Origin of the sequence: Amycolatopsis azurea DSM 43854 (assembly GCF_001995215.1) — a bacterium.
GTDB lineage: Bacteria > Actinomycetota > Actinomycetes > Mycobacteriales > Pseudonocardiaceae > Amycolatopsis > Amycolatopsis azurea.
The window spans coordinates 56,007-81,823 of sequence record NZ_MUXN01000028.1; the positions used below are offsets into that span (position 1 = coordinate 56,007).

Here is a 25,817-nt window from a genome sequence, read left to right on the forward strand (position 1 = left end):
CGCCGCGAACGAATGGATCCACCATGCCCGCATCAGGTCCCGCCGAACCCGTGACCGCGATCGAGACCCGATCGCTCGGCACCGGCTTCCGGCGGCGGCATGTCACCATGCTCGCCATCAGCGGGGCGATCGGCGCCGGCCTGTTCGTCGGCACCGGCGCGGGCATCAAGACCGCCGGCCCCGGCATCCTGCTGTCCTATGTGGTCGCCGGCCTGCTCATGGTGCTCGTCATGCGGATGCTGGGCGAGATGGCGGCCGCCGAGCCGAGCAGTGGTTCGTTCTCGGTGTACGCGGAGAAGGCGCTCGGGCGCTGGGCGGGATTCACCGTCGGCTGGCTGTACTGGTCGCTGCTGGTGGTCGTGGTGGCCGCCGAGGCCACCGCGGCGGCGGGGATCGCGAACGGGCTGCTCCCCGGGATTCCACAATGGACCTGGGTGCTGCTGTTCATGGCGGTGCTGACGGTGGTGAACCTGTTAGCCGTCCGCTCGTTCGGGGAGTTCGAGTTCTGGTTCGGCGCGATCAAGGTGACCGCCGTCGTCGCCTTCCTCGTGCTCGGCACGCTGGCGGTGTTCGGGATCCTGCCGGGGACGACGCCGGTCGGCACGAGCAACCTGACCGGGCACGGCGGTTTCCTGCCCAACGGCCTCCAGGGCGTGCTGACCGGCCTGCTCGCGGTCGCGTTCTCCTTCGGTGGCATGGAACTGGTCACGATCGCAGCGGCGGAGTCCGATGACCCGGCGGGCTCGATCCGCCGCACCACGCGCACGGTCATCGTGCGGCTGCTGCTGTTCTACATCGGCTCCGTGGCGCTGATGGTGCTGTTGCTGCCGTGGGAATCCGCTTCGGCCAACACCAGTCCGTTCGTGACCATCCTGGAGCAGATCGGGGTGCCCTCGGCGGCGCTGCTGATGAGCTTCGTCGTGCTGACCTCGTTGCTCTCGGCGTTGAACGCGAATCTCTACGGCGCCTCGCGGATGGTGTTCTCCCTCGCCGAACGCGGTGAAGCGCCGCGCGCGATGCTGAAGCTGTCCGGCGCGGGCGTTCCCCGGACCGCGGTGCTGTCGTCGGTGGCCTTCGGGTTCGTGGCCGTACTGCTGAACTTCCTCGCACCCGAACACGTGCTGCCGTTCCTGCTCAACGCCATCGGGGCGAACATCCTGCTGGTGTGGATCTTCGTGGCCGTTTCCCAGTTGCGCCTGCGGAAGGCGGCGGAACGCGACGGCACGGCCGCGGACCTGCCGGTGCGGATGTGGGGCTTCCCGTGGCTCAGCTGGGTCGCCCTGGTCGCGATGGCGGGTGTCCTCATTCTCATGTGGACGGACGCCGACGCGCGGACGCAGCTGTTCACCAGTGGCGCGGTGGCCGTGCTGATCGTGGCGATCAGCCTGCTGAGGCGACGTCCGCGACGCTGAACAGTTCGCGCTCCACCCGGCTCAGCGCCAGCCGCACCGCGCCGAGCGCCACCGAGTCTTCGCCGAGCGTCGAGGTCTCGACGCGCACCGGGAACAAGCACAGCCGGGTGAGTTCGGCGCGCAGCGGCGCGGTCAGCCAGTCCCCGGAGCCGCCGATCACCACCAGTTGCGGGTCGAGGGCGAGCACGGTCGCGGCGACCAGTTCGACGAACCCGCCGTCCGGCCGCAGGGCGCCGATCTCGCCCGCCGCGCCGTGGTGGCCGGCGAGCAGCTTCCCGCCGAGCAGCAGGCCCAGCGAGACGGTGTGCCCGGCCTGCACGTAGACGACGTCGTCGACGCCGTGCGCGACACCGCGCCAGTGCTCGGCCAGCGTCGCGAGCTTGGTGTCGTTCCCGGCGAGCACCGGGCAGCCGCCGCCGAACTCCACCGGCAGGTCGACGCCGGTCCAGCCGGGAAGGCGATGGTTGCGGACGACCTTGCCGCCGGACACCACGCCGGTGGTGCCGATGCCCAGCACCCGCACGTTCGCGTGGCCCCGGACGGCGGCGCCGAGCACCCGGCGCGCGGCGCCGAGCCGGTCGGACGCGTCCATCTCCGGGGTGAGGTCGGCCTTCGCCCGCCCGATGACCTCGCCTCGCAGGTCGGCGACCAGGCACAACGCCTGATGCGGGCCGACTTCGAGCCCGGCGACCTGCCCGGATTCGGGACGGAAGCGGTAGCGCTTGGCGGGTCTGCCCACCGGCCGCGGCGCGCCGGGGGAGAGCGGGACCTCCTCGACCAGGCCCTGATCGCCGAGGTCGGTGGCGATCTCCTCGACCGTCGGCCGGGAGACCTCGCTCGCCTTGACCAGTTCCGCGAGGGTGAGTTCCTCGGCCGCGTACAGCGCGCGCAGGACGGCGATGGCGTTGAGCCGCCGCAGCAGTGACGGATCCCCTCCCGACAGTCTGGCCATGCGGCTCCCTAGGCGTTGACGCGTTTGTCGTACTGGTCGCGCGCGACGGCGATCTCGCTCTGGTGGTCTTCGGTCCAAGTGACCAGCGACTGGATTGTCTGGTGCAGCGTCATGCCCAGCGGTGTCAGCGCGTAGTCGACGCGGGGCGGGACGACCGGGTAGACGGTCCGGGAGACGAGCCCGTCGCGTTCGAGGTGACGCAGCGTGGTCGTGAGCATGCGCTGGCTGATGCCGTCGATCTTGTACTTCAGTTCGGTGAACCGGAGGGTGTTCCGGTCGAGCAACGCGATGACCAGCAGCGACCACTTGTCCGCCACCCGGTCCAGGATCTGGCGGACCTCGCAGTCCTCGCGGGTGTCCCACTGGAAGGCCTCGTAGTCCTCCTCGGTGAGTTCACAACGACTGGGTGAGTTCAAAGTGCCTTCTTCCATGGTCACCGATAGTGTCCGAAGATCTCCTTGGTTACAAGAGGGAACCGACCGGCAGATGGGTAACCGTCGGTCCCTGTCCACTGAGGGAGAATCGATCTTGACTACAACACGTGCCGCGGACCGGATGAGCGGACGTGCCTGGGGCGTGCTCCTGGTGCTGTGCGGCGCCATCTTCCTGGAGGGCATCGACGTCGCGATGCTGAACGTGGCGTTGCCGTCCATCCGGGCCGAACTCGGCCTGTCGACAGCGACGCTGAGCGGCGTGGTGAGCGCCTACGTGCTCGGCTACGGCGGATTCATGCTGCTGGGCGGGCGCGCCGCGGACATGTACGGCCGCCGTCGCATGTTCGTCACCTGGCTGGTGGTGTTCCTCGTCTTCTCCGGGCTGGGCGGATTCGCCACCGAAGGCTGGATGCTGCTGCTCGCCCGGTTCGTCACCGGCGTCGCCGCGGCCTTCATGACCCCCGCCGGGCTTTCGATCATCACCACGAGCTTCGAAGAGGGCCCGAAGCGCAACAAGGCCCTGTTGTTCTACGCCGGCACCGGGGCGGGCGGTTTCTCGCTCGGCCTCGTCATCGGCGGGCTGCTGACCAGGATCGATTGGCGCTGGGTGTTCTTCACGCCGGTGATCCTGTCCGCGATCATCCTGGCCGCCGCGCTCTGGCTCATCAAGGAACCCGCGAAACAGCAGCGCCTCCAGCAACGCGCGGACCTCGCCGGAGCGGTCGCCGTGACCGCGGCGATGCTGCTGATCGCCTACGCGGTGGTCCGGCTGGAGCATCCCGGGAAGGGCTGGGGCTGGACGGTCGCGTCCTTCGCCGGAGGAGTGGCCGCGCTGGCGGCCTTCGTCGCCATCGAACGCCGGTCGCCCGCGCCGTTGGTGCGGCTGGGCATCCTGCGGTCGGGTCCGCTGGTGCGGGCGAACACCAGCGCCCTGCTCTATGCGGGCTCGTTCTTCGGGTTCCAGTTCCTGGTGACGCTGTACCTGCAGGAACTCCGGGGCTGGTCGACGCTGGAGACGAGCCTGGCGCTGCTGGCGACCGGGATCGACGCAATCCTCGCGCCGACGCTGACCCCCCGGCTGGTGGCGAAGTTCGGCAACACGCGGCTGATCTTCGGCGGGTTGGTGCTCGCCGCCGTGGCCTACGCGCTCTTCCTGCCGCTGGACCTGGACTGGACCTACGCGGCCATGTTCCCGTCGATGATCATCCTGGGCCTCGGGTTCGCCCTCGCATACGGCCCGTTGACGATCGTCGCCACCGACGGGATCGCCGAGGACGAGCAGGGGCTGGCGGGCGGCCTGCTGTACACGGCCTTCCAGTTCGGGGCGGCGCTCGGGCTGTCCGCGGTGACCGCCGTCAGCGCCGCCGCTCTCGGGGACGGTTCGCCGCAGGCCGCGCTGAGCGGTTTCCGGGCGGCGCTGGTCGTGCCGCTGGTGATGGCCGTCCTCGCCGCGATCGTCATCGCGTCCGGTCGTCAGCGCGCCTCGGTGAAGGAAGCCAGATTGGCCAAGGAAGAGGCGATCCCGGCCTCGTGATCCGCCTGGCCGATGCCGGACGGCACGTCCGTCGCGGTGACGGTCACTTCGGTGCCGTCACCCACGGCGGCGAGGTCCCAGGTCATCTTCATGGTGCCCGCGAACGCCGGGTCTTCGGACTCGAAGACGGCCAGCTGCACGACGCGTTCCGCGGGCACCAGATCGGCGAATCCGACCTCGACGACGTCCGTCGCGTCCGACGATTTGCCGGGCGCGGCGGACGCGTCGAGGTAGGTCAGCGTCATCCGGAAGCCGCCGCCGGGCCGAGGATCCCAGTGCTCGATCCGGCCGCGCATGCCTTCGGGTGGCAGCCAGGCTTCGAGCGATTCCCGGTCGAGGAGGGCTTTGTAGACGGTCGCGGGCGGTGCGGCGATCATCCGGCTGCCACTGTCGATCCTGTCCATGGGCCCGATTCTAGGGGCGGATAGGCTGGCCGTCGTGGATCACGGACGTCGGTGGTCCGGGAGGGGTGATCCACATCGAGTACTTCATCGCCTGGTCCGCCTTCCTCGGCGGCTGGCTCCTCGTCGCCGGGCCCATGTACCAGGGCGCGCTCGAACTCCGGGAGGAAAGCGAGCGGTTCGGCGACCTGCGATCGGTCAAGGACGCGCCTCGCCCCTCCTTCGGCAAGCCCGTTTCGCGCTGGTGGTGGCTGCTGCCGCCGGTGGCCATCGCCAAGGAACGGCGACGGCGGGCCAAGGTGCACCGCGAGGTCATGAACTCGCTCACGACCGAGCAGCGGCGCACCATGGCCACCTTCGCCAACAAGGCCCGCGGGTGGTTCATCGTGACCGGGGGCGCGTTCTTCATCGCCCTCAAGGAAACCTGGCACCTGAACCATCTGTACCACTGGCCTTTGTGGACCTACTTCGTGCTGGTGCTCGTGCCGCTGGTGCTGAGTTTCGCCCACACGTCACGGGGTGTCCGGCTCACCGTCCTCATCATGGGTTCCGAGGAGTGATGGTGTCGCGGGTGATCGACTCCACGTTCTCCTGCGCCTTCTTGGCATCGGTGACCCAGAGCTTGTAGAAGTCGAACGGGCAGTCCGCGACACCCTTGTCGCCCTCGTCCGCGTCCTGCACGCCGGTGTAGCCGCGGTGCAGCAGCTTGAAGATGTGGTTCTGCGACTGGTCGTAGGTGCGCGCGTCGCGGATCGCCGACACCGAGAGCTGCGCGTACTGGATCCCGTACTCCTCTTCGCCGGTCTCGCCGAGTGTGCGTCCGTCGAAGCCGATGATCGCGGAGTGGCCGAAGTACGAGTACACGCCGTCGAAACCTGCGGCGTTCGCCACGGCCACGTAACAGTTGTTGGCCCACGCCATGGCTTTCGCCATCAGCACCTGCTGTTCCTTCGCCGGGTACATGTAGCCCTGGCAGCGCACGATCAGCTCGGCGCCCTTCATCGCGCAGTCGCGCCAGATCTCCGGGTAGTTCCCGTCGTCGCAGATGATCAGCGAGATCTTCATGCCCTTGGGGCCGTCGCTGACGTAGGTCTCCTCGCCGGGGTACCAGCCTTCGATCGGGCACCACGGCAGGATCTTGCGGTACTTCTGGACGATCTCGCCGCGATCGTTGATGAGCACCAGGGTGTTGTACGGCGGCTTGTTCGGGTGGTCCTCGTGTCGCTCGCCGGTGATCGAGAAAACACCCCAGGTCTGAGCTTCCCGGCACGCGGCGGCGAAGATCTCGGTTTCCTCGCCGGGAATGGTCGCGGCGGTCTCGTACATCTCCTTGGGGTCGTACATGATGCCCTGTGTCGAGTACTCCGGGAAGATCACCAGGTCCATCCCGGGCAGCCCGGTCTTCATACCCACCACCATTTCGGCGATCTTGCGGGCGTTGTCGAGGACTTCGGCCTTGGTGTGCAGCCGAGGCATCTTGTAGTTGACCACCGCGACGCCGACCGTGTCCGGGCTGGCGGAAATGTCACCGTGTCGCATGAAGACTCCTTTTCTCGGAACGGTTTTTCAGGACGTCGAGGGAACCGGCCGTCGCCACCAGTGCCACCGCGATCGCGGCCGCCAGCAACGCCGTCCCGGCGTCGCTGCGATAGGCGCCGGTCAGGCCGAGGAAGGCGGGCACCGTGCAGGTCGGCTGGCTGAGCAGCAGGACGGTCCAGCCGGTGAACCGGGTCAGGCGTTCCCTGCCGAGGCCGAGCACCAGGAAGAACAAGCCCCACAACAGCGCCCAGGACAGCCAGATGACGCCGAACACCGGATCGTCGTCGTGCCAGAACGCGATTCCCGCGTACACCACGGCGGCGCCCGCCACGAAGAGCGAGAACCAGCCGATGCCTTCCGGCTCCAGCCCGGCGAGGTTCGCGATGCCGACGTACAGGTAGGTGAAACCGAACAGGTACAGGCCGGACGCGGCGAGGATCGCGTCCGGATTCCCGCCCGCCTGGACGATCAGCACGGTCGGGGTGACGCATTGCAGTGCGCCGACGAACAGGTTCAGTACCGCCGCCGAGCGGGGCGGTATCCGGCCGAGCAACATCAGGCCGTTGATCATCAAGGCGGCGCCGACGTAGAGCAGGCCCACGTTGCCCATGCTCACCTCCGCGTAACGTGCATCACGTGGAATAATTTCAAATGAAAGTATGTGGTGTGCCGGAGGGAGTCAAGAGGGTCTGGTTCTACAGCCGGGTGAGGACTTCGAAGTCGTAACCGTCGGCGACCGCGAGATGGACGTGCTGGTCGGCCTGCTGCCCGCGGAATTCGACCGTGCCGCGCGGACCGTGGTAGGCGACGCCGTCGATCGCCGCGTTGAGCGCGGGCAGCTCCGGTGTCCCCGCCCGGCGGACGAGTTCCGCCAGCGTGTGCAGTCCCTCGTAACAGGATTCGGCGGCGTTGTTCAAGGCCGGCGCGCCGGGACCGTTGCGGTCGACGTAGCGGCCGAGCAGATCCATCGCGTCGGCGGTGACCATGGACCGGAAGTAGGCGGCGGAGACGTAGAGGTTTCCGGTGGTGTTCGCTCCGCTGGCGAGGAGCATGTTCTCCTCCATCAGCGGGCTGAAGCGGATCAGGCGGTCACTGAGCCCGTGTGCGGCGAAGGCCCGGTTGAAGCGGACCGCGTCCTGCCCGACCAGCAACATGAGTACACCGTCGCTTGTGGACTGTTCGACCGAACGGACCACTGTGGACATGTCGCCCTCGCCGAGCCCGACGAACGCCTCGCCGGTGATGCGCAGGCCGAGATCCTTGGCGTAGTGCCGGATCGCCCGCGCCGACCGGTGTGGCCAGACGTAGTCGTCGCCGACGACGAACCAGCGCCGGGCGCCGAGGTGGTCGCGCAGCCAGCGCAGGGCCGGTTCGATCTGGCAGCGTGGTGTCTCGCCGGTGCAGAAGATGCCCGAGCGGCGCTCGCCGCCTTCGTAGAGCGAGGTGTACACGTACGGGATCCTGTCGGCCACGACCGGCGCGAGCGCGTTCCGGACCGACGAGATGTGCCAGCCGCTCACCGCGTCGACCCGTCCGCCCTCGACCAGTCGTCTCAGGTCTTCGGCCACTTGACCGGGACTGCCGCCGCCGTCGACCACCTCGGCCTCGACCTGTCTGCCGAGGATGCCGCCGGACTCGTTGAGTTCGTGGACGGCCAGTTCCGTGATCGCCTCGCAGGACGGGCCGAACAGCCCGGCGGGCCCCTGCAACGGGACCACCATGGCCACACGCCAGGTGTCGTCGCGGGGCCGTGTGGCGAGGCGTAGGGGCATGGCGCTCCGTGCGGTGGCCCGGTAAGGTCAAAGTGCTTCCACCTGGAAGTATTGCGAGGGTGTCCGGTTTTGGCAAGGGGACGGGATATGGGGACACGCGGCGTCGCGACCGCCGGAATGTCGATCACCGGCTCGCTCACCCGTGCCGCCAGGGCCGTCGCCGCCAAGGTCGAGCAGGTGCTCGCCAAGGAAGGCCTCACCCTGGACCAGTGGCTGGTGCTGGACGCGCTGAGCGGCAAGGGCGGCCTCGCGATGGCCGATCTCGCCGACCGGACGCTGGCCACCGCTCCGACGCTGACCAGAGTGGTCGACAAACTGGTGACCACCGCGCAGGCCTACCGCGAGGTCGACGCCGCCGACAGGCGCCGCGTACTCGTCCACCTCAGCGCCCGCGGTCGGGCGACGTACCGGCGCGTGGCCGCGAAGGTGTCGGAAGTGGAAGCCCGGCTCGACATGCCGGACGAACTGCTCACGGCGCTGCGGGGTCTCGGCGACTGAAGGTCAGGCGTGCACCGGTGTCTTCGCCTTGACCAAGGCGACGATGCCGAGGACTCCGGCGACGATGAGCGCGACGAGCACGAACAGCGCGGCCACCACGAACACCACCCGGAAACCGGTGACGTCCGAGAGCAGCCCGCCGAGGACCGGTGCGAGCACCAAGGCGAGGACACCGAGGCCCGCCGTGACCCCGGCCGCGGCGCCGCGACCGGCCTGGAGCCGCCGGATCAGGGCGACGGTCACCCCGAGGACGGCGCCCGCGCCGAGCCCGGTGAGCACCCGGCCGACCAGGAACAGGCCGCTGTTGGGGACGAAGGCGATCAGCAACACGCCGAGGAGCATCAAGACGATCGCGGGCACGGTCACCGGCGTCGGGAAGCGCGCGCCGGGAAGCAGGCCTGCCGGGAAGGCGATCGCGGCCGCCACGAGATACGCGACGAGGCCGTTCAGCAGCAGGGACCGGTCGGACATGCCCAGATCGATCTGCAAGGCCGATCCGCCGTCGAAACGGTAGATGACGGTGACCAGGAAGAGACCGATGAGCGCGGCGAAGCCGGGTCCGATGAGCAGCCACCAGGGAGGCCCGGCGGTCGGCTGCGGGTCGCGCTGTGTCGGCGTCGGCACATACATGCGCACAACCTATAGCGCCCGGCGTCGCCGGTGGACCACTTCGCCGAGAATGCCGTGCCCCGGCTACCATGGCCAGGACGCCACGTCTGCCGCCGGATCGCCCGCAGGGGCGGCTTCTTGCCGCCGTGCAATCTGAGATTTGATCGCATTGATGAAATTCTCATAGTGAAGCGGATTTCACGCGATTTCGGTCTTGGGTTTGCTATTTCAGGGTTGAAAGCAGCTTCGAGTCGCGATGTCCTATGACCTGCCGGGATGCGACTGCCTCTTGCGTGACAGCAAGTTTGTCACGGCCTATTCACTGATGGTAATCGTCCGCTACGGTGATCGGTGCGGCTGATCGTCTTGACCGATCGCGGGCTGATCAGTCGCACCGATCCGTGTTGAGGGGCGAAGCGCGCGAGGGGACACGAGCAGCTATGACAGAGCCGGAAAGACAGGTCGGTCCGTGGTTGGCGGGGGTTGATTTCGCCATCGCGGACCGGGCCGCCGTCTACGACAGGACGACCGACTACGGAGCTGCGTCGCTGGAAGCCGCTGCGGGTTACACGTTGGACCCCGCGGCAGCGCACGACATGCTCAGTCAGACGTCCGAAGCCTTGGAGATGCTGCAAGCGGTGAAGGCGGACGCCGTGAACCTGCAGAGTGTCCGGCCGCCGGCGCAAGACCCTGCGAGTAGTGCGTATAACACCCGGCTGACCAACGGTTCTGGTGGCATTTTCGATCATGCTCTGGTGCAGATCGATATCGAAATCGCTTATCTCGAAGAGTTGAAAGGCAAGATCAAAGAAGCCTTTGCGAAAATCAACGGTCGCGAGGCCACCGCCGCCGACGAGATGAGACGTGCCGGCAATCAGCCACCGATTTCGCCGACACAGTCGCCACCGCCGCCACCGCCGCCACCGCCGGGAAAGGGAGGGGCAGCCGGATGACCCGCCGCTTCGTCTTGTCCGTTTGTGTGATCGTGGCGGCCGTGGGTCTGTTGTCCGCGTGCGGGGGAAGAGTTCCCGGGAACGGGGACACGCCTTCGCCGGGAAGTTCGTCGACCCCGCCTTCGTCGTCCGCGCCGTCAGGGTTGCCGTATGCCGGAGCGCCGAAGGTGGCCAGTCCACTGCCCGCGTCGGTTCTCGCGGGTGATCCGTGCACGGATGCCCTCACGCCTTCGCAAACCGACGTTCTCCTTGGCTCGCCGGTGAAAGTCACGCCCAGGAACCTTCCGGAACTCGGCGCCGTGTGTGCGTGGTCGAACCTGGAACGCGGGTCACGCATAGACGTCACCTATGACACGACCACCCATACCGGGCTGAGCAAGCTCTATCAGAATACGAAGCCGCAGTCCGGCGTGTGGAAGCCGTTGACCGATGTTCAGGGTTTTCCCGCCGTGGCCCATGCCGGGCAGCCCGGGCAGAAACCTCCCGTCGACTTCTGTGTTGTGTCGGTCGGGCTCGCCGATGATCTCGCCATCGACGTGTCCCTGTTTCTCGGCCCGGCCAAACGAGGCGCTGTCGATCCGTGCGATGTCGCCGGGCAGGCCGCTGGTGCCGTGGCGATCACGCTGAAGGCCAAGGCGGGTGAGTGAGCATGTTTCCGTTCGATCAGTTGGGGCGCGCCGCCAAAGCCCTGGTAAAAGAGGCGGAGAAGATCGGCACCGCGGTCGCGCGCACCGCTGAAGACGCTCTTGGCTGGGCGGGTGACGTCCTGAGCGGGAACGTCGGCGCTCAGGCGATGCCCGTTCCCGAAGTCGTCAGACTCGTGCAAGCCGGGGACAGTTCGAGTTGGTTCCGCAACAGCGATACCGCGCACCGCGCGTCGAACAAGCACAGTGAGGTCGCGGCGAAGCTGTCGAACATGCTCAACAACCTGGAGCCCGCGTGGACCGGCAAGGCGGCCGAGGGGGCGCGTGAACGCACCAAAGCGTTCACGACCGCGGTCGATTCGGCGGGGTCGGCCTTGAACGCCAACGGCGATAATGTCGCAGACTCCGCGCACGGGTTCAATCGCGCCAAGGACTCGATGGAGCCGATGGGCGAACCGCCGGACAAGGGATTCCTCGATGTCGTCTCCCCCTGGGACACCGACACCGAGAAGGCGATCAACGAGTACAACGCCAAAGCTCAGAAGAATCTCGGCGTCTACCAGGCCTATGCCGCGCATGTCGATGGTCAAGGCCAGGGCTTGCGTGCCGATTACGGGGAGATAGTCCCGGAATTCGGTTCGTCGTCGACGGGCGATTCGACGCCTGTGCGTGGCTTCGGTGGACGTGGCGACAGTGGTGACAGCGGTGACGATCACCCGGCAAGGTCGGGTGGGCAGCCGATGACGCCGACGGTGGGCGGCGCGCCGCCTCCAGGGCCGGTTGCCGGTCCTGGGCATGCCGGTACCGGCTCAGTGAGTGGTCCTGGTTCGGTAACCGTGCCCGTCGCCGACGGCGGGCAGGTCAACGACAGGACGGCGGCGGCGGGCCACATCCCGCTCGACTCGCGTACCGGCCTGCCGCTGCCGAATACTCCGATCCCCGGCGTCACCGGTCCGGGCAGTGGTCCTGGCAGCGGTCCGACGGTGAGCGGGGTGAACCTGGTCGGCGGCCCCGGCGGAGGGGGTGCCGCCGGTGGACTGGGCGGTGCCGGGAAACCGAGCAAGGCGGGCGGGTTGCCGGGTAGTGGCCGCCAAACCGGCGCACGCGGCCCCGTTGAAGAAGCCGGGCGCGGTGGTGCAGGCGCGGGCCGCGGTGCGGGCGGTCGCCTGGCGAACGGTCCTGCCGGGATGGCTCCGGGGATGGGGCGCGGCGCGAAGGAAGAGGACAAGGAACGCCAAAGGAAATACCTTCGGGAAGACGCCACGTTGTTCACCGATGAGGACAAGAAGTCGGTTGATCCGGTGACCGGGTTGCCTCCGACTCCGCCGACGATCGGCGCATGACCCTATTCGGTTGGTTCACTTCGGAGTGTGCTCATCGTGGCTGTCCTCGACCGTCCCATCGTTGTCCCGAAAATGCTGTTCTTGTCCGCGTGGAACATGATCGACACCGGCGCGGAGCCGCCTCCGGCGTTCGGCACGAACCTGCATTACTGGAGCACCGCCGACGCCCGTGGAACACTGGAGAAGCGTGCCCTCGGGTCCCTGGAAACCTTGGGGCTGGCGCGCAACGGCCGGCTGAACCCGATGTGGCGCGGCACCCTTACGGCACTGGCACAGGCTGATCGTGAGTACTACTCGTTCACCGTGTTCGAGGACGGCAAGAGCTGTTCGATCCTGATCGCCTCCCATGACGGGTACGCGCTGCGGGTGGTCATCGACGATCAGGTCGTCGCCCTCGCGCCGATCGAGGACCGGTGGCACGCCACCGCACTGGTGGAGACGCTGCCGGAGGTGCCAGGGGCATCGGTGCGGGCGGTGAGTATGCCGAGGGAGTTTTACGACGACCCCGAGCACGATCGGTCCGATCCGTTGGCCGAGCCGGTGGACACTCGAGACCGTGATCACCTGGCGGAGGTGCTCGCCCGTCCTCGGCGGGCGGTGCACCAGCTCTACAGCGCGCGCCGCGACAACGGCGAAAGAGTGCGCAGTTCGCCGATCACCGTGATCGACCTCGCAGGCGAGGGCGGGCGGGTGGTGACGTATGTCAGCGGCGACGGTGACGTGGTGATGGTGCCCGGTACCGGGAGCGACCTGGTGGTGACGATCAACGACACCATGAACGGCCTCGGCTAGCCGCGTTGCTCTCGTGACCGGGCACCGCATCGGTGAATTACTGGCACTTGACCTGCAAACCTCGGTGGACTTTGACCGTGGCTTCATGGTGTGTCGTGAGGATCGGGGACCCCTGGCCACTTTCGTGACCAGGGGTTCCCTCTGGCGGCGTGCCCCCGGCAGGACTTGAACCTGCGACCTAGAGATTAGAAGGCTCTTGCTCTATCCAGCTGAGCTACGAGGGCCGACGTCGGCGACGTTGGGGTGTCGCCCAGCATCGGCAGCTTAGCCGTCGCCAACCTGTCGATCGTTCGACACCGCCAGATCGTTTCAGTTCGAGCCCACCGTTTTTTGGAACGCCCGTGAGCGCGTCACGACGCGGGGTGACGCGCCCACGGGCCGGGGCCGCTTCGGGGGAGCGGCCCCTGGGTTCGTGCAGGTCGCGAGTCGACTCTTCCGCGAGCGACCGGCACGAACCGCCGGGGTGGTCAGTCCCAGATCTTGAGGGCGCGGATCACGAACGGTCCCTGGGGTACGTAGGTGCCGCCACCCGGATAGGTGATGAAATCTCCTTCGGTCGTGCACTCCTCGCTCTGGTAAATCGTCACGTCTCGGCTCAGCCGGTTGACGAACGAATGTCCGTCGAATCCTTCGGGTAGCGGAATGCATTCCTCGGGATTTGAGGTGCGCAGGTCGAATTTGTGCACCGTGCCGCCGAAGGATTCTGCGCCCCAGACGCAGAACTCGCCCTTCTGGCAGGCGGGCGCGGGTGGCGCGGTGGCGGCGCTAGCGACTCCGGTGCTGGTCAGCAGGCCGAGCATGGCCAGCAGGAGCACGTGCGGGAGGCGTGCGCGCAGGTTCGTCAAACGTCGTTGCATGGCTGGGTTCTCCCCCGTGGATCGGCGGCTCGAGGGCCGTCGGTGAATGTGTGATTCCACGATGGCGCGCCCGGAAGGGTTTGTCTGCCCGCATTTCTACTTCTGTGGATAAGTAGGAATGCGCCGCTCGATCGGGGCGAGTTGTCCACAAGTCACCGGGACCGCCTTGCGCGTGCCGAAATCGGATGCTAGACGCGCGCGGTGGAATCCCGGACGACCAGTTCGGCGGGGACCTCCGAGGGCGCGGGTGTCTTGTCCCCGCGCAGCAGCCCCAGCACCAGTTCGCCCGCTGCCCGGCCTTTGGCGGCGAGGTCCTGCCGGACGGTCGTCAGCGGTGGTTCGGACCAGCGCGCGGGCGGGACGTCGTCGAAGCCCACGACCGAAAGATCACCCGGGACCGACAGCCCGAGCTGCCTGGCCGCCGAGATCGCCGCCAGCGCCAGCAGGTCCGACATGCACAACAGCGCCGTCGGCCTCGGGTGCCGGTCCAGCAGCCCGAAAGCGCTCGGCAGCGCGCTTTCGACCGAAAGTCCGGACGCCTCCCAGATCGGCACGTCCGTCACCGGGACACCTGCTTCGGCCAGCGTCTCCAGGTAGCCGGCCATCCGCTCGCGGTTGTCGTGGAACCGGCTGTTCCCGGCCTCCGCCGCGCTCAGTTCGCCGCCGCGCGGCGCCGAGAGGCACTGCGCCGAGAAGATCCCGATCCGCCGGTGCCCGAGCGTCAGCAGATGCCGGGCCGCCGCGGCCGCCCCGGCCCGGTCCGCCACCCCGATCCTGGCCGAACCGCGGATGTGCGGCTGATCGATCACCACCAGCGGCAGGCCCCGATCCCGGACCGCGTTCAGTGCCGGCGCGCCGTCTGCCAGCGAATACGCCACCGCGATGTCGGCCTGCGCGGTCAGGATCCGCTCCGCGCGCGGGCCGCCGCTCTCGCCGTCGCCGGGGAGCAGCAGCAGGGCATGGCCTTCGGGGTCGACGACGGTCGAGAGCGCGTCGAGGGTGACCGACAGCGCGGGATCCGAGAACGCCGTCGAGAGATTCGTGTCGAGCAGGACGGCGATCGCGCCGGTGCGGCTGGTGGCCAGGCTGCGCGCGGTCGGGTTCGGCCCCGCGTACCCGATCTTCTTGGCCGCGCGGAGCACCTCTTCCCGCAGATGGGCGGACAGCTGATCCGGCCGGTTGTAGGCGTTGGAGACGGTCGCCCGCGACACCCCGACGGCGTCGGCGACATCGTCCAACGTCGGCCTTCGCCGTCGCGTGCTGGTCACCGGAGCAGTCTAGTCCCGGACAAGTACGGTGGACTTTCTGAAGCGCTTAAGTCATTCTGGGGGAACAGGAAGCGGAAGGAGACTGGGGTTTATGCGTGACCGTACGGCCGTTTTCGTCGTGTTCGCGCTCAACGGGGCCGCGCTCGGTTCCTGGGCGCCGCGGACTCCGGCGCTGTCGGAAAGGGTGAACGCCTCACCGGGTGTCTTCGGCCTGGCGCTGCTGGGTGCCAGCGTCGGCATGCTGATCGCGGCGTCGGTCTCGGGGCGGTTGATCGAGCGGCACGGTGCCCGCGCCGTGGTCGCCGGCAGCACGATCATCGCCTGCGCGGCGCTGCCGATGATCGGCTTCTCGACGTCGGTCGCCCTGCTGGCCGGGGCGTTGTTCGTGCTCGGTGCGAGCGTCGGCGCGCTGGATGTCGCGATGAACGTCGCGGGCGTCGAGGTGGAGCGCCGATCCGGGCGGGCGATCATGCCGGTCCTGCACGCGGGGTTCAGCTTCGGCGCACTGGCGGGCTCCGTCGCCGCCGGATTCGCCGCGTCGCACCAGTGGTCGCCAGGCCGTCATCTCACCGTCGCCGCGCTGGCCGCGCTCGTCGTCCTCGCCTTCGTCATCGTGGCGGTACCCGGCGCGCGACCTGCGCACACCGAACCCGTCGAGAAGCCGAGGGTGCCGCCGATCAAGCGTCCCGTCCTCTGGCTGCTGGCCGCCATCGCGCTGTTCTCGGCGATCGCGGAAGGCGCGAGTTCGGACTGGTCCGCCCTGCTGATGACGTCCGTACACGGGGTCGGCGACGGCGCCGCGGCCTTCGCTTACTCCGGGTTCGCCCTGGCCATGGCGCTCGCCAGGCTCGCGGGAGCCTGGCTTCAGAACCGCTTCGGAGCCACCCGCGCGCTGGCCGTGGGCGCCGGGATCGCCGCGGCCGGGCTCGTCCTCGCCGCGCTGGCTCCCGTCCCGGTGTTCGGGTTCGTCGGCTTCGCGCTGGCGGGCGCGGGGCTGGCCGCGGCCTTCCCGATCGCGTTGAGCCTCGCGGGAGCTTCAGGCAAACGCGCCGACGGCACCGGAGGCGAGCGGGAACTGGCCTTCGTCACGGCGATCGCCTATACCGGCTTTCTCGCCGGGCCCCCGCTGATCGGCGGGATCGCGCAGGTGACGTCGCTTTCGGTGTCGTTCCTGTTCGTCGGCTTGACCGCCGCGCTGATCGTGCCGTCCGCGATCGCCGCGGCCCGGGCGCGGAACCGGGAGGAGGTCACCGAACCCGTCGCCCGTTGACATCCACGCCGGAACGCGGGCAAGCTGCTCGGTAAACTGAGATGAATGCGACCTGGTCACAGTTTCAGGGCGGCTGATCCGGGGGAGGAGCGGCGTGAGGGTGCTGATGCTCGGGGCTGGCAAGGGGATCCCGGCGCGGCTGGTGCAGACCACGGTGCCCAGGCTCGTGCTGGTCCCGGTGGTGTTCCGGCTGGTGATGCTGGCGCAGGCGCTGTGGCTGGCCGGTCTCACCGGATCCGCGGTGCTGTGGACGTTCGCGGTGCTGCACCTGGTGCCGAACGTCGCCGAAGCGGCCTGGATCTTCCGCTGGGCCCCGGCAAGGACACGGTTGGTGCCGATGGCCGACGCCGGGGTCGCCGTCCTCTTCGTCCTGGGGACGACGCTGGTCGCGCAGGACGAGGTGATCACGTCGATCACTTGGACCCATCTCATGGGGACGGTGATGATCTGGACACTGCTTCGCGGCGCGGTGGCGGGGGCGGTGGCCGTCGGCGCCGCGGTGGCGCCGCAAACCGTGCTGGCCCCGGCCTCCTCGCTCGCTCTCTTCCTCACCCTCGCGACGGCGCTGGTGGCCTCGCTCGCGCTGGTCGGCCTGGTCGGCGCGTCGATGCGGTTCGCGCTCGGGTTCGGGGAGCAGCAGGGGCGCGCGGCGGAACGCGAACGGCACCGCCGCGACGTCCACGACACCGTCCTGCAGGTGATGGAGTCGTTCGCGATCCCCGCACCCGCCGACGAACTCGACCCGGCGGCCAGCCTCGACCGGCTCCGCCGCACCGCCCGTGCCCAGGCGATGCGCATCCGGATCAGCCTCGAGCACGAACCCACCGGGCCGGTCGGGCTGCATCAGCGTCTCCGGCTGCTCGCCGCCGAAATGGCCGCCGAAGGCCTGCGCGCCGAGGTCGTCATCCAGGACGACGCCGCCCCTGAACTGCCGGAGGAGGCGGCCATGGCCCTGCACGACTCGGCCAGGGAAGCCCTGCGCAACACGCTGAAGCATTCCGGGACCAGGCGGGCCGTCGTCAGCGTCGAGCAGATCGGCGGCGGGGTCTCCCTGACGGTGCGCGATCACGGCGCCGGTTTCGACGTCGGTGACCGGCGTCGCGGCTTCGGCCTCGAGAACTCGATCATCGCGCGGATGGCGGAGGTCGGCGGCTTCGCGCGGATCGAATCCAGCCCGGGACTCGGGACGAGGGTGGTGCTTCTCGCCCCGTCAGTCCTGAGTCTCCCCGTCGGGTGAGTCACGCCACTGACGGAACGGACGGTCCAGCGTCCACTTGTCGCCCACGCGCTCGACGACGCGGTATTCGCAGGTCGTCGGGTTGGACAGGGACTCGAACAGCTCGATGCTCCAGCCGAACAGCCGCCGGCACAGCAACCGGATGGTCAGGCCGTGCGAGACGACCAGCACGGTGTCGGGGTGATCTTCGCCGCACGCCGCCAGTTCGCTGAGGAACGCCGCGACCCGGTCGTCGACGTCCGCGCCGGACTCGCCGAACGGGAGCCGGTAGAAGAAGTGCCCGAACTCGTGACGGCGCTGCTTCTGGACCTCCTGCTCCTGCGGATCCTGGAGGTTGCCCCAGTCCTGTTCCCGCAGCCTCGGCTCCTGCACGACCCGCTCGCACGAGTCCTGGATGTCCAGTAGCCGCAACGTTTCCCGCGTCCGAAGATACGGGCTGACGTATACCGCCGGACGGTGCCCGCCGAGCACCGCCCCGATTTTCGGGCCCGCCAGCCTGGCCTGCTCACGGCCTTCGTCGGTAAGCGGGAGGGCGTGGTCGGGGATCCGGGTGTAGGCGAGCTCGTCGACGTTGCCGAGCGACTCGGCGTGCCTCAGCAGGATGATCCGCACGCCGCCATCTTGCCCGTTCCGCGTCCGGCTTACCCTCGTGACGTGCCTTCAGACCCCGAGACGAACCCGGCCCGACCCGCACGGAAGGCCGGTGTCCTGCCGCTGGTGTCGATCGGGGCGCTCCTGGCCGCGGTGGTCGCCGTCGGCCTGGTCGCGCTGACCGGTGGCGCCGGTTACGTCATCGCCGGCCTGCCGGATCCGGGGCTGGTGACGCGCTACGGCATCACCGTCGTGCGGGTGCTGGCCGAGGCGGCTTCGGTGCTGTGCGTGGGTTCGCTGCTGCTCGCCGCGTTCCTCGTCCCGCCGCAGAAGTCCGGCACGCTCGCCGCGGACGGTTACGCGGCCATCCGGGTCGCGGGCGTCGCCGCGTGGATCTGGTTCGCCGCGGCCGCCGCCTCGATCTTCTTCTCCGCGGCCGACGGCGCGGGGCGCCCGTTCACCGAGGTGCTCTCGCCGCAGGTGCTGATCGACCTCGTGGACGCCATCGAGCAGCCCAAGGCCTGGCTGTTCACCGCGTTGATCGCGCTGCTGGTCGCGCTCGGCTGCCGTCTCGCGCTGACCTGGGGCTGGACGACGGTGGTCTTCTTCCTGTCCGTCGGCGGCCTGATCCCGGTCGCGGTCACCGGGCATTCCGCCAGCGGCGGCTCGCACGACATGGCGACCAACAGCCTGCTGTACCACCTGGTCGCCGCCGCGCTGTGGGTCGGCGGCCTGGTGGCGCTGCTCGCGCTCGGCTGGCGCCGCGGCGAGAACCTCAAGCTCGCCGCGACGCGGTTCTCCAAGCTGGCGCTGGTCTGCTGGGTCGTGATGGCGGTCTCCGGCATCGTCAACGCGCTGGTCCGGATCCGGATCGCCGACCTGTTCACCACCGACTACGGCCTGCTGGTGGTCGCGAAGATCGTCTCGTTGCTGCTGCTCGGCGTCTTCGGGCACCAGCAACGGCAGAAGGGTGTCGCCGGGCTGGTGAACGGCGCCGGCGGCGGGCAGTTGCTGCGGCTCGCCGCGGTCGAAGTGCTGATCATGTTCATCACGATCGGCATCGCCACCGGACTCGCGAAGACCCCGCCGCCGCAGGAATCGTTCACCCAGCCGTCGACCACGGAACTGCTGATCGGCTATGACCTCTACGGTCCGTCGACCGTCTTCAGGCTGCTCACGGACTGGCGGTTCGACCTCGTCTACGGCACCCTCGCGCTCGTCCTCGCCGGGCTGTACCTCGCCGGGGTCCGGCGGCTGCGGCGCCGCGGCGACACCTGGGCCACCGGCCGGATCGTCGCCTGGCTCGCGGGCTGTTTCGTGCTCCTGATGGCGACGTCGTCCGGCATCGGCCGGTACGCGCCCGCGATGTTCAGCGTGCACATGGGCAACCACATGCTGCTGTCCATGGTGGCGCCGGTGCTGTTCGTGCTCGGCGGACCCGTGACGCTCGCACTGCGCGCGCTGCCCGCCGCGGGCAAGGACGCCCCGCCCGGACCGCGTGAATGGCTGCTCGCCTTCGTGCACTCGCCGCTTTCGCGGTTCCTGACGCATCCGATCGTCGCGCTGCTGCTGTTCGTGGGTTCCTTCTACGGCCTGTACTTCTCCGGCCTGTTCGACTCCGCGCTGAACTATCACTGGGCGCATCTGGCGATGAACGCGCACTTCCTGCTCGCCGGCTACGTCTTCTACTGGCCGGTGATCGGTGTCGACCCGGCGCCACGCCGGATCCCGCCGCTGGGACGGCTGGGGATGATGTTCGCCGCCATGCCGTTCCACGCGTTCTTCGGGATCGCGCTGATGAGCATGCAGACCGTGCTCGGACAGGACTTCTACCGCGGGCTCAAACTGCCGTGGGTCACCGACCTGCTGACCGATCAGCGGCTCGGCGGCGGGATCGCGTGGGCGTCCGGCGAGCTGCCGGTCCTGCTGGTGCTCGTCGCGCTGCTGGTGCAGTGGGCGCGTCAGGACGAGCGGGAGGCCCGGCGCAAGGACCGCCGCGAGGACGCCTCGGGCGACGCGGATCTCAACGCCTACAACGCGATGCTGAAGAACCTCGCCGATCAGGGGCGCGGGCCGGGGAAGAACTCGTAGGGCGACAGAGGTGACTGGTGACCCTCCCCAGCGTGGGTTCGTAAGTCCGTGAAGGCCTCCTTGAGGGACTCTGGGTCCCTCAAGGGGGACTGGTAGTTGCTTACCTATGTCTGACCTGCGTGAGGGTGGTGGTTGCGCGGGTACATCCGGTCGCATGCCTTGATCAACGGAAGATCAGGGACACCCAACGTCCCCGATCTTCCGTTGATCATGGTCGTGCCTGTCCTGCCCTGTGGCAGACAACCTGACGGGGGAAGATTCCGGACGTTGGACGGCCGGAATCTTCCCCCGTCGGCTACACCGCCATCCAGCGCAAGCTGCATTCGGCAGCAAGGCGAAACAGGGCCCGTCTGTGGAGGATTTGGGACGTTCAGCGTCCCAAATCCTCCACACTCGACCGCCAGCCGCAGTGGATAAGCAAATACTGGTCCCTCAAGGAGGCCTTCACGGACCTGCCGCCGATAGCACATACAGCCGACAGCGCCAGGGTTTCCGGTCTGAGTTGTCCACAGGAAGCCCACATCGCCCGGAGTTGTCCACAGATCCTGTTCGCGTCCTTTTCCGTCCTTCGATCCGAGGCAGTCTTGTGATCGAGAGAGAAACCGGGAGCGGCCCGGATCGAGGAGAAAGGTGAGTGTGATGGCGATGGGCGAGACGTGGGTGACCATGATCGGCAACCTGACCAGCGAACCGGTCCACCATCCGGAACGCGTGCACGGGCACGACGTCGTGTCGTTCGGCTTGCGGAGTGTCGAACGCCGGTACGACAAGGAAAGAGGGGAGTGGGGCGAGGGGCGGCAGCTCGCGGTCAAGGTCACCTGCTGGCGGAAGCTGGCCATGGCGGCTTTCGCGTGCCTGACCAAGGGCGATCCGGTGATCGTGGCCGGGCGGCTTCGCGGTGCCGAGACCGCCGAGGAGATACCCGCACCTCTCGGTCTACCTGAGCTTGAGGCCTTCTCCATCGGCCCCAATCTCGCGCGCTGTTCGGCCGAGATCCAGCGGGCCGGGCGTGATCGGCCCCGGGCGATCCCGCTTTCGCGGCCGCCCGCGGGGAATCCCATGGTCACCGCGCTGGAGGACGCACCCGTCGGCTGAGGTTCGGATGCTCGCTCAGTGATATCGGACTGACTGTCGGTAGTTCGGTGGTGACCGCCGTCAAGGCCCCGATCGGCTCGCTCTACGATCGCTTGTATGGCCGAGTTCATCTACACCATGAAGAAGGTGCGCAAGACCGTCGGGGACAAGGTCATCCTCGACGACGTCAGCACCGCGTTCTACCCCGGCGCCAAGATCGGCGTGGTGGGGCCGAACGGCGCGGGTAAGTCCACCGTTCTGAAGATCATGGCGGGGATCGAGCAGGCCAGCAACGGCGAAGCCTTCCTCCAGCCTGGCGCCAGCGTCGGCATCCTCATGCAGGAGCCGGAGCTCAACGAGGCGAAGACCGTCCGCGAGAACGTCGAAGAGGGTCTCGGCGACATCAAGGTCAAGCTCAACCGCTTCAACGAGGTCGCCGAGCTGATGGCGACCGACTACAGCGACGAGCTGATGGAGGAGATGGGCAAGCTCCAGGAGGAGCTCGACCACGCCGACGCGTGGGAGATCGACTCCACGGTCGAACAGGCGATGGACGCCCTGCGCTGCCCGCCGCCGGACGAGCCGGTCACCCACCTCTCCGGGGGTGAGCGCCGCCGGGTCGCGCTGTGCAAGCTGCTCCTGTCCGCGCCCGACCTGCTGCTCCTCGACGAGCCCACCAACCATCTGGACGCCGAAAGCGTGCTGTGGCTGGAACAGTTCCTCGCGAACTACGCCGGCGCCGTCCTCGCCGTCACCCACGACCGGTACTTCCTGGACAACGTCGCGCAGTGGATCATGGAGCTCGACCGCGGCCGCGTCGTCGGCTACGAGGGCAACTACTCGACGTACCTGGAGAAGAAGCGCGAGCGCCTCGAGGTCCAGGGCAAGAAGGACGCCAAGCTCGCCAAGCGGCTGAAGTCCGAACTCGATTGGGTCCGGTCCAACGCCAAGGCGCGCCAGACCAAGTCGCGGTCCCGGCTGGACCGCTACGAGGAGATGGCCGCGGAGGCGGACAAGCACCGCAAGCTCGACTTCGAAGAGATCCAGATCCCGCCGGGGCCCCGGCTGGGCAGCGTGGTCGTCGAGGTCGAGAAGCTGCGCAAGGGTTTCGACGACCGCGTGCTGATCGACGGGCTGTCGTTCGACCTGCCGCGCAACGGCATCGTCGGCGTGATCGGGCCGAACGGTGTCGGCAAGACGACCCTGTTCAAGACGATCGTCGGGCTCGAGGAGCCGGACGACGGCCGGGTCAAGATCGGCGAGACGGTCAAACTGTCCTATGTGGACCAGAACCGCGGCGGGATCGACCCGAAGAAGACGGTATGGGAGGTGGTTTCGGACAAGCTGGACTACATCCACGTCGGGCAGACCGAAATGCCCTCGCGTGCCTACGTCAGCGCGTTCGGTTTCAAGGGTCCGGACCAGCAGAAGCCGGCGGGCGTGCTCTCCGGCGGTGAGCGCAACCGGCTGAACCTGGCGCTGACGCTCAAACAGGGCGGGAACCTGATCCTGCTCGACGAGCCGACGAACGACCTGGACGTCGAGACCCTGGGCTCGCTGGAAAACGCTCTCGAGCAGTTCCCCGGCTGCGCCGTGGTCATCTCGCACGACCGGTGGTTCCTCGACCGGGTCGCCACGCACATCCTCGCCTGGGAAGGCACCGACGAGAACCCCTCGCAATGGTTCTGGTTCGAAGGTAACTTCGAGGGCTACGAGAAGAACAAGGTCGAACGTCTCGGTGCCGAGGCGGCTCGTCCGCACCGCGTCACCCATCGCAAGCTGACCCGCGACTGAGGGCCGGGGGTTCCCCGTGGAAGCCAGCAAGCGCCAACGGCCGGGCTCGCCCACCACCATGGTGGGTGGGCGGACGGCTGCCACCGGGGGAACCCTGTCCGCTGTCGGCAGGTTGATCGAACGTGCGGACGCCCTGCACCTGAGGGCGCCCGAACTCGCCTTGGTCCTCGGGGAGCGCGCGGCCGCGCTCGCCGAGGCGGCCGGTGCCGACGAGCAGTGGATCCGCGCGGAAAGTCTCGTGGTGACCGCCCGGGTGCGGCTCGGTGGCCGTCCCCGGACGGTCGGCCGGGCGGTGGCCGCCCTGCGCGCCGCCGAGCACGCGGGCTACGGCGACATCGCCGCACGGCTGAGGATCGACCTGGCGGTCTGCGCGCGCAGTGTCGGCGTCCCGCTGACCGGGCTGGCCGCCCTGCGGCCGCTGCTGGCGGATCCGGCGGTCTCACCGGCGCACCGGGCCGAGGCGTTGTGTCACCTCGTCGGCTGCCTGGCGCAGTTCGGCCGCAAGGCGGAACTGGACCGGGCGCTGGCCGAGGCGGACAAGCTCGTGCTCGGCGACGGCTCGATGACGGCGGATTCGCAGCTGCTGATCCGCGCGATGCTGCGGGTCGGCGTGTCGGCGCACCGTCGGCGGCACGGGGATCTGACGTCGGCCGCCGACGCGGCGCGGACCGGGCTGGGCATGCTCGAAAAGCTCGGAAACCCTGACGACGACGGAGGTCTCGTCCGGATCAGGCTGATCCTGCACCTCGTCTGCACGTTGCTGGACCGGGGCGACACGGAAATGGCGATGGAGGTCGCGCAGCCGATCCTCGACGCGCCCGTCCGGGCCGCCGGGATCGCGCCCGCCGCGTGGCTGCGGCTGGCGGTGGCCACCCGTGTCCTGCTGCCCGCTGGATCCGGGGAAGCCGCGGGCATGCTCGTCCGCGAGTCGGTCGCCGGTACCGAGGACCACAATCTCCACGCCCTCACGGCACGGCTGTGGCTGGAGCTCGCGCAGATCGAGGAACGGCTCGGCCGGGCCGAGGAGGCCATCGGCTGCCTGCACCGTTCGCGTGCCGCCGAGCATCTGCACGCCCGTGCACGCAGGCAAGCGTGCAACGTGCTGGTCGGCGAGTTCGGTGCGGCCGAGAACGCCGCCGTCGATCTCGACGACGTCCTGCGGGCGGTCGCCTCGCGGCCAACCCCCGCGCCGGTTCCGGCCCCCGCACCTGTGCCCGCTCCGGCTCCCGCGCCGGAGTCGACAGAGGTGACCGCGGTGATGGCGGCGATCGACGTGGCACCGCCGAAGCGGGCCGCCGCCGAGCCGCCGGTTCGTCACGAGCCGCCGCAACAGCCGGTGCGGCAAACCCGGCAGACCCGGCAGCCGGAACCCGCGCCGGTGCGGCACGCTCCGGTCGAGCCTCCGCGTCCCGCCGTGCCCCCGCGTCCGGCTGAGCCTCCTGCGGCACGGGTCGCGGAGCAGCCGGTCGTGGAAAAGAAGGCCGAGGCGCCCGTACTCAAGCCGCCGTCCCGTCCTGAGCCGGTTCAGGAAGTCGCGGCGTCCGACAGCGACTGGCGTCGCCGGGTGCCGAAGAAACCCCGGCAACCCAAGCCGACGATCAGGTTCGAGCCCAAGGCCGAACCCGCCGCACCGAAACTGATGCCGCCGAAACCGGAGCCCGCACCGCGTTCCGCGCCGGCGCCGAGTCCGGAACCGAAGCCCGTGGGACGACGCCGCCGGGAGGAACCCCCGGTCCGCGAAACCCCCGCGGCTCACGAGGTCGTGCCTCAGGACCCCGCGGTCGCCCGGCTGGACACCACCCCGGCCCCGGTCGCCCGGCGGCGGCCCGAGGTGCCCGTCCGGTACGAGGAGCCGGTGCCCGCACCGATTCCGGAACCCGCTGCTCCGGAACCTGTTGTCCCGGAACTGCTTCTGGCCCCCGAACCGGCGGCCGAACCCCGGTCGCGGACGACCGTGGAGCCCGAGCCTCCGCGTCCGCCCGGTACCGCCGCACCGTTGTGGGAGAGCGACGAATGGGCGGCCGAAGAACGGAGCCGCCGGTCCGCCACGCCCGCTTCGCGCAAGACCAGGCACGACGCCGAACATGGTTCCGTCGCGGCGAAATCGGTGCTGGACCGGCTCGGGATCTCGAGCACCGGTGGTGGCCGTGGCCGCCGCCGCGCGGACGCCGCCGATCCCGTGCATCACGAGCCCGCTCCGGATGAGCATGCCGAGCCCACCGGCGCCCGCCTGGAGCCGCCTCCGGTCGAGTACGCCGAACCCGCCGTCCCGCTCGCGCCGCCGCCTCGGGAAGACCCGCCGCCGTCGTACGACGGCGGACCCGGTGAGAGCGCCAAGGAAGAGGTCGCGGATCCGTGGCTTCCGCGCCTGCGGATGCCGCCCGCGCTGGACCCGCTCACCGACACCGGCTCCTGGCGGCCGGTCACCCCGTTCCCGGAGAGCTACGCGCGTGCGATCGCGGAGGACGAGCCGCCGCCGGACGCCGGTCTCGCCGATCTGCTCGCCCGTGCGCTCGCCGAGCACCAGGCGGGAACGGCGAGTGCCGCCGCGCTCGTGAAGCAGCTCGGCTCGCAGGACTCGGGAAAGCGTCCGGTCAACGGTCACGACCGGCACCGCACCAACGGAAGCGACTGACCGCGCGATAGCAAAGGTCCCTTGCTGCGCCTCGGTGAGAGCCGAAGGTGTCTTGAACGATTCAGCAGGCCGGGCGGGATCGCTTGTCGTGTCCTCGCGCGGCAATGGGTGCTGGTC

The 25,817-nt window shown here is 68.9% G+C and carries 24 protein-coding genes and 1 tRNA gene; 14 read left to right on the forward strand and 11 right to left on the reverse strand.

Going from position 1 to position 25,817, the window contains the following annotated elements; all coding sequences use genetic code 11:
* Nucleotides 1-23: 23 nt before the first annotated feature.
* Nucleotides 24-1,412 carry an amino acid permease gene (locus tag B0293_RS37555; protein ID WP_005154136.1) on the forward strand — a complete coding sequence of 463 codons (1,389 nt, stop codon included), beginning with the start codon at nucleotides 24-26 and terminating at the stop codon, nucleotides 1,410-1,412.
* Here the strand turns inward: B0293_RS37555 and B0293_RS37560 are convergent.
* Nucleotides 1,381-2,364 carry an ROK family transcriptional regulator gene (locus B0293_RS37560; protein WP_005154134.1) on the reverse strand — a complete coding sequence of 328 codons (984 nt, stop codon included), beginning with the start codon at nucleotides 2,362-2,364 and terminating at the stop codon, nucleotides 1,381-1,383. The genes B0293_RS37555 and B0293_RS37560 overlap by 32 nt on opposite strands.
* A gap of 8 nt (nucleotides 2,365-2,372) precedes the next feature.
* A complete protein-coding gene (locus B0293_RS37565; RefSeq protein WP_209437259.1) occupies nucleotides 2,373-2,795 on the reverse strand; it encodes a winged helix-turn-helix transcriptional regulator in 423 nt (140 codons plus the stop codon).
* A 124-nt stretch (nucleotides 2,796-2,919) separates the two neighbouring features.
* Between B0293_RS37565 and B0293_RS37570 the strand changes: the two genes are divergently transcribed.
* Complete coding sequence (locus B0293_RS37570) at nucleotides 2,920-4,332, forward strand: MFS transporter (RefSeq protein ID WP_039916503.1); 1,413 nt, start codon at nucleotides 2,920-2,922, stop codon at nucleotides 4,330-4,332.
* On the opposite strand, the gene B0293_RS37575 is transcribed toward B0293_RS37570, so the two are convergent.
* Nucleotides 4,272-4,736 carry an SRPBCC family protein gene (locus B0293_RS37575; RefSeq protein ID WP_039916501.1) on the reverse strand — a complete coding sequence of 155 codons (465 nt, stop codon included), beginning with the start codon at nucleotides 4,734-4,736 and terminating at the stop codon, nucleotides 4,272-4,274. The two genes, B0293_RS37570 and B0293_RS37575, sit on opposite strands and share 61 nt — an antisense overlap.
* Before the next feature lie 65 nt (nucleotides 4,737-4,801).
* On the opposite strand from B0293_RS37575, the gene B0293_RS37580 reads away from it, so the two are divergent.
* On the forward strand, nucleotides 4,802-5,293 hold the full coding sequence (locus B0293_RS37580) for a hypothetical protein (RefSeq protein WP_005154129.1): 492 nt from the start codon (nucleotides 4,802-4,804) through the stop codon (nucleotides 5,291-5,293).
* On the opposite strand, the gene B0293_RS37585 is transcribed toward B0293_RS37580, so the two are convergent.
* From B0293_RS37585 to B0293_RS37595, 3 genes are all read right to left on the reverse strand, one after another.
* Nucleotides 5,274-6,272, reverse strand: coding sequence for an aliphatic amidase (locus B0293_RS37585; protein WP_005154127.1), 999 nt, complete (start codon nucleotides 6,270-6,272; stop codon nucleotides 5,274-5,276). The two genes, B0293_RS37580 and B0293_RS37585, sit on opposite strands and share 20 nt — an antisense overlap.
* Nucleotides 6,259-6,882, reverse strand: coding sequence for an AmiS/UreI family transporter (locus tag B0293_RS37590; protein ID WP_005154125.1), 624 nt, complete (start codon nucleotides 6,880-6,882; stop codon nucleotides 6,259-6,261). Before B0293_RS37590 ends, B0293_RS37585 begins: the two co-directional genes overlap by 14 nt.
* Nucleotides 6,883-6,967: 85 nt before the next feature.
* Nucleotides 6,968-8,044, reverse strand: coding sequence for a substrate-binding domain-containing protein (locus tag B0293_RS37595; protein ID WP_280619579.1), 1,077 nt, complete (start codon nucleotides 8,042-8,044; stop codon nucleotides 6,968-6,970).
* A gap of 87 nt (nucleotides 8,045-8,131) precedes the next feature.
* On the opposite strand from B0293_RS37595, the gene B0293_RS37600 reads away from it, so the two are divergent.
* Nucleotides 8,132-8,542 (forward strand): MarR family transcriptional regulator, encoded by a 411-nt coding sequence (locus B0293_RS37600; protein WP_039916495.1) that lies wholly within the window; start codon nucleotides 8,132-8,134, stop codon nucleotides 8,540-8,542.
* 3 nt (nucleotides 8,543-8,545) lie between these two features.
* Here the strand turns inward: B0293_RS37600 and B0293_RS37605 are convergent, their stop codons facing one another.
* Nucleotides 8,546-9,172, reverse strand: coding sequence for an MFS transporter (locus B0293_RS37605; RefSeq protein ID WP_005154121.1), 627 nt, complete (start codon nucleotides 9,170-9,172; stop codon nucleotides 8,546-8,548).
* Between the two features lie 419 nt (nucleotides 9,173-9,591).
* Here B0293_RS37605 and B0293_RS37610 point away from each other — a divergent pair, with 419 nt between their 5' ends.
* Genes B0293_RS37610 through B0293_RS37625 form a run of 4 tightly spaced genes read left to right on the forward strand, consistent with a single transcriptional unit; the run spans nucleotide 9,592 to nucleotide 12,883 of the window.
* Entirely contained in the window at nucleotides 9,592-10,104 is a 513-nt protein-coding gene (locus tag B0293_RS37610) for a hypothetical protein (RefSeq protein WP_039916493.1), read from the forward strand.
* Entirely contained in the window at nucleotides 10,101-10,751 is a 651-nt protein-coding gene (locus B0293_RS37615; protein WP_077241491.1) for a DUF3558 family protein, read from the forward strand. Before B0293_RS37610 ends, B0293_RS37615 begins: the two co-directional genes overlap by 4 nt.
* Complete coding sequence (locus B0293_RS37620; RefSeq protein WP_143254741.1) at nucleotides 10,748-12,091, forward strand: hypothetical protein; 1,344 nt, start codon at nucleotides 10,748-10,750, stop codon at nucleotides 12,089-12,091. Before B0293_RS37615 ends, B0293_RS37620 begins: the two co-directional genes overlap by 4 nt.
* A gap of 27 nt (nucleotides 12,092-12,118) precedes the next feature.
* Nucleotides 12,119-12,883, forward strand: coding sequence for an ESX secretion-associated protein EspG (locus tag B0293_RS37625; protein ID WP_245191896.1), 765 nt, complete (start codon nucleotides 12,119-12,121; stop codon nucleotides 12,881-12,883).
* Between the two features lie 150 nt (nucleotides 12,884-13,033).
* On the opposite strand, the gene B0293_RS37630 is transcribed toward B0293_RS37625, so the two are convergent.
* The 3 genes from B0293_RS37630 to B0293_RS37640 all read right to left on the reverse strand — a co-directional run bounded on the left by B0293_RS37630 (nucleotide 13,034) and on the right by B0293_RS37640 (nucleotide 14,978).
* Nucleotides 13,034-13,107: transfer RNA gene (locus tag B0293_RS37630), tRNA-Arg, on the reverse strand.
* Nucleotides 13,108-13,350: 243 nt separating this feature from the next.
* Complete coding sequence (locus tag B0293_RS37635; RefSeq protein ID WP_005154115.1) at nucleotides 13,351-13,740, reverse strand: peptidase inhibitor family I36 protein; 390 nt, start codon at nucleotides 13,738-13,740, stop codon at nucleotides 13,351-13,353.
* Between the two features lie 188 nt (nucleotides 13,741-13,928).
* On the reverse strand, nucleotides 13,929-14,978 hold the full coding sequence (locus tag B0293_RS37640) for a LacI family DNA-binding transcriptional regulator (protein WP_005154113.1): 1,050 nt from the start codon (nucleotides 14,976-14,978) through the stop codon (nucleotides 13,929-13,931).
* Nucleotides 14,979-15,099: 121 nt separating this feature from the next.
* Here B0293_RS37640 and B0293_RS37645 point away from each other — a divergent pair, with 121 nt between their 5' ends.
* Nucleotides 15,100-16,278 carry an MFS transporter gene (locus tag B0293_RS37645; RefSeq protein ID WP_005154112.1) on the forward strand — a complete coding sequence of 393 codons (1,179 nt, stop codon included), beginning with the start codon at nucleotides 15,100-15,102 and terminating at the stop codon, nucleotides 16,276-16,278.
* 100 nt (nucleotides 16,279-16,378) lie between these two features.
* A complete protein-coding gene (locus B0293_RS37650) occupies nucleotides 16,379-17,515 on the forward strand; it encodes a sensor histidine kinase (protein ID WP_005154111.1) in 1,137 nt (378 codons plus the stop codon).
* Here the strand turns inward: B0293_RS37650 and B0293_RS37655 are convergent.
* The gene (locus tag B0293_RS37655) at nucleotides 17,489-18,127 is read right to left on the reverse strand and encodes a histidine phosphatase family protein (RefSeq protein WP_005154110.1); all 639 of its coding nucleotides are present in this window, start codon (nucleotides 18,125-18,127) and stop codon (nucleotides 17,489-17,491) included. The two genes, B0293_RS37650 and B0293_RS37655, sit on opposite strands and share 27 nt — an antisense overlap.
* A 42-nt stretch (nucleotides 18,128-18,169) precedes the next feature.
* On the opposite strand from B0293_RS37655, the gene B0293_RS37660 reads away from it, so the two are divergent.
* The 4 genes from B0293_RS37660 (at nucleotide 18,170) to B0293_RS37675 (ending at nucleotide 25,700) form a co-directional block, all read left to right on the forward strand.
* On the forward strand, nucleotides 18,170-20,197 hold the full coding sequence (locus tag B0293_RS37660) for a cytochrome c oxidase assembly protein (RefSeq protein ID WP_005154108.1): 2,028 nt from the start codon (nucleotides 18,170-18,172) through the stop codon (nucleotides 20,195-20,197).
* A 639-nt stretch (nucleotides 20,198-20,836) separates the two neighbouring features.
* The gene (locus B0293_RS37665; protein ID WP_039918219.1) at nucleotides 20,837-21,292 is read left to right on the forward strand and encodes a single-stranded DNA-binding protein; all 456 of its coding nucleotides are present in this window, start codon (nucleotides 20,837-20,839) and stop codon (nucleotides 21,290-21,292) included.
* Nucleotides 21,293-21,388: 96 nt separating this feature from the next.
* Nucleotides 21,389-23,065: an energy-dependent translational throttle protein EttA gene (gene ettA, locus B0293_RS37670; protein ID WP_005158250.1), complete on the forward strand. Its 1,677-nt coding sequence runs from the start codon at nucleotides 21,389-21,391 to the stop codon at nucleotides 23,063-23,065.
* Between the two features lie 16 nt (nucleotides 23,066-23,081).
* On the forward strand, nucleotides 23,082-25,700 hold the full coding sequence (locus B0293_RS37675) for a hypothetical protein (protein WP_005158251.1): 2,619 nt from the start codon (nucleotides 23,082-23,084) through the stop codon (nucleotides 25,698-25,700).
* Nucleotides 25,701-25,817: the final 117 nt, after the last annotated feature.

Coding starts and splice junctions, on each gene's coding strand:
- B0293_RS37555 (WP_005154136.1), top strand. CDS start 24: ATGCCCGCATCAGGTCCCGCCGAACCCGTGACCGCGATCGAGACCCGA.
- B0293_RS37560 (WP_005154134.1), bottom strand. CDS start 2,364: ATGGCCAGACTGTCGGGAGGGGATCCGTCACTGCTGCGGCGGCTCAAC.
- B0293_RS37565 (WP_209437259.1), bottom strand. CDS start 2,795: ATGGAAGAAGGCACTTTGAACTCACCCAGTCGTTGTGAACTCACCGAG.
- B0293_RS37570 (WP_039916503.1), top strand. CDS start 2,920: ATGAGCGGACGTGCCTGGGGCGTGCTCCTGGTGCTGTGCGGCGCCATC.
- B0293_RS37575 (WP_039916501.1), bottom strand. CDS start 4,736: ATGGACAGGATCGACAGTGGCAGCCGGATGATCGCCGCACCGCCCGCG.
- B0293_RS37585 (WP_005154127.1), bottom strand. CDS start 6,272: ATGCGACACGGTGACATTTCCGCCAGCCCGGACACGGTCGGCGTCGCG.
- B0293_RS37590 (WP_005154125.1), bottom strand. CDS start 6,882: ATGGGCAACGTGGGCCTGCTCTACGTCGGCGCCGCCTTGATGATCAAC.
- B0293_RS37595 (WP_280619579.1), bottom strand. CDS start 8,044: ATGCCCCTACGCCTCGCCACACGGCCCCGCGACGACACCTGGCGTGTG.
- B0293_RS37600 (WP_039916495.1), top strand. CDS start 8,132: ATGGGGACACGCGGCGTCGCGACCGCCGGAATGTCGATCACCGGCTCG.
- B0293_RS37605 (WP_005154121.1), bottom strand. CDS start 9,172: ATGTATGTGCCGACGCCGACACAGCGCGACCCGCAGCCGACCGCCGGG.
- B0293_RS37610 (WP_039916493.1), top strand. CDS start 9,592: ATGACAGAGCCGGAAAGACAGGTCGGTCCGTGGTTGGCGGGGGTTGAT.
- B0293_RS37615 (WP_077241491.1), top strand. CDS start 10,101: ATGACCCGCCGCTTCGTCTTGTCCGTTTGTGTGATCGTGGCGGCCGTG.
- B0293_RS37635 (WP_005154115.1), bottom strand. CDS start 13,740: ATGCAACGACGTTTGACGAACCTGCGCGCACGCCTCCCGCACGTGCTC.
- B0293_RS37645 (WP_005154112.1), top strand. CDS start 15,100: ATGCGTGACCGTACGGCCGTTTTCGTCGTGTTCGCGCTCAACGGGGCC.
- B0293_RS37665 (WP_039918219.1), top strand. CDS start 20,837: ATGGCGATGGGCGAGACGTGGGTGACCATGATCGGCAACCTGACCAGC.
- ettA (WP_005158250.1), top strand. CDS start 21,389: ATGGCCGAGTTCATCTACACCATGAAGAAGGTGCGCAAGACCGTCGGG.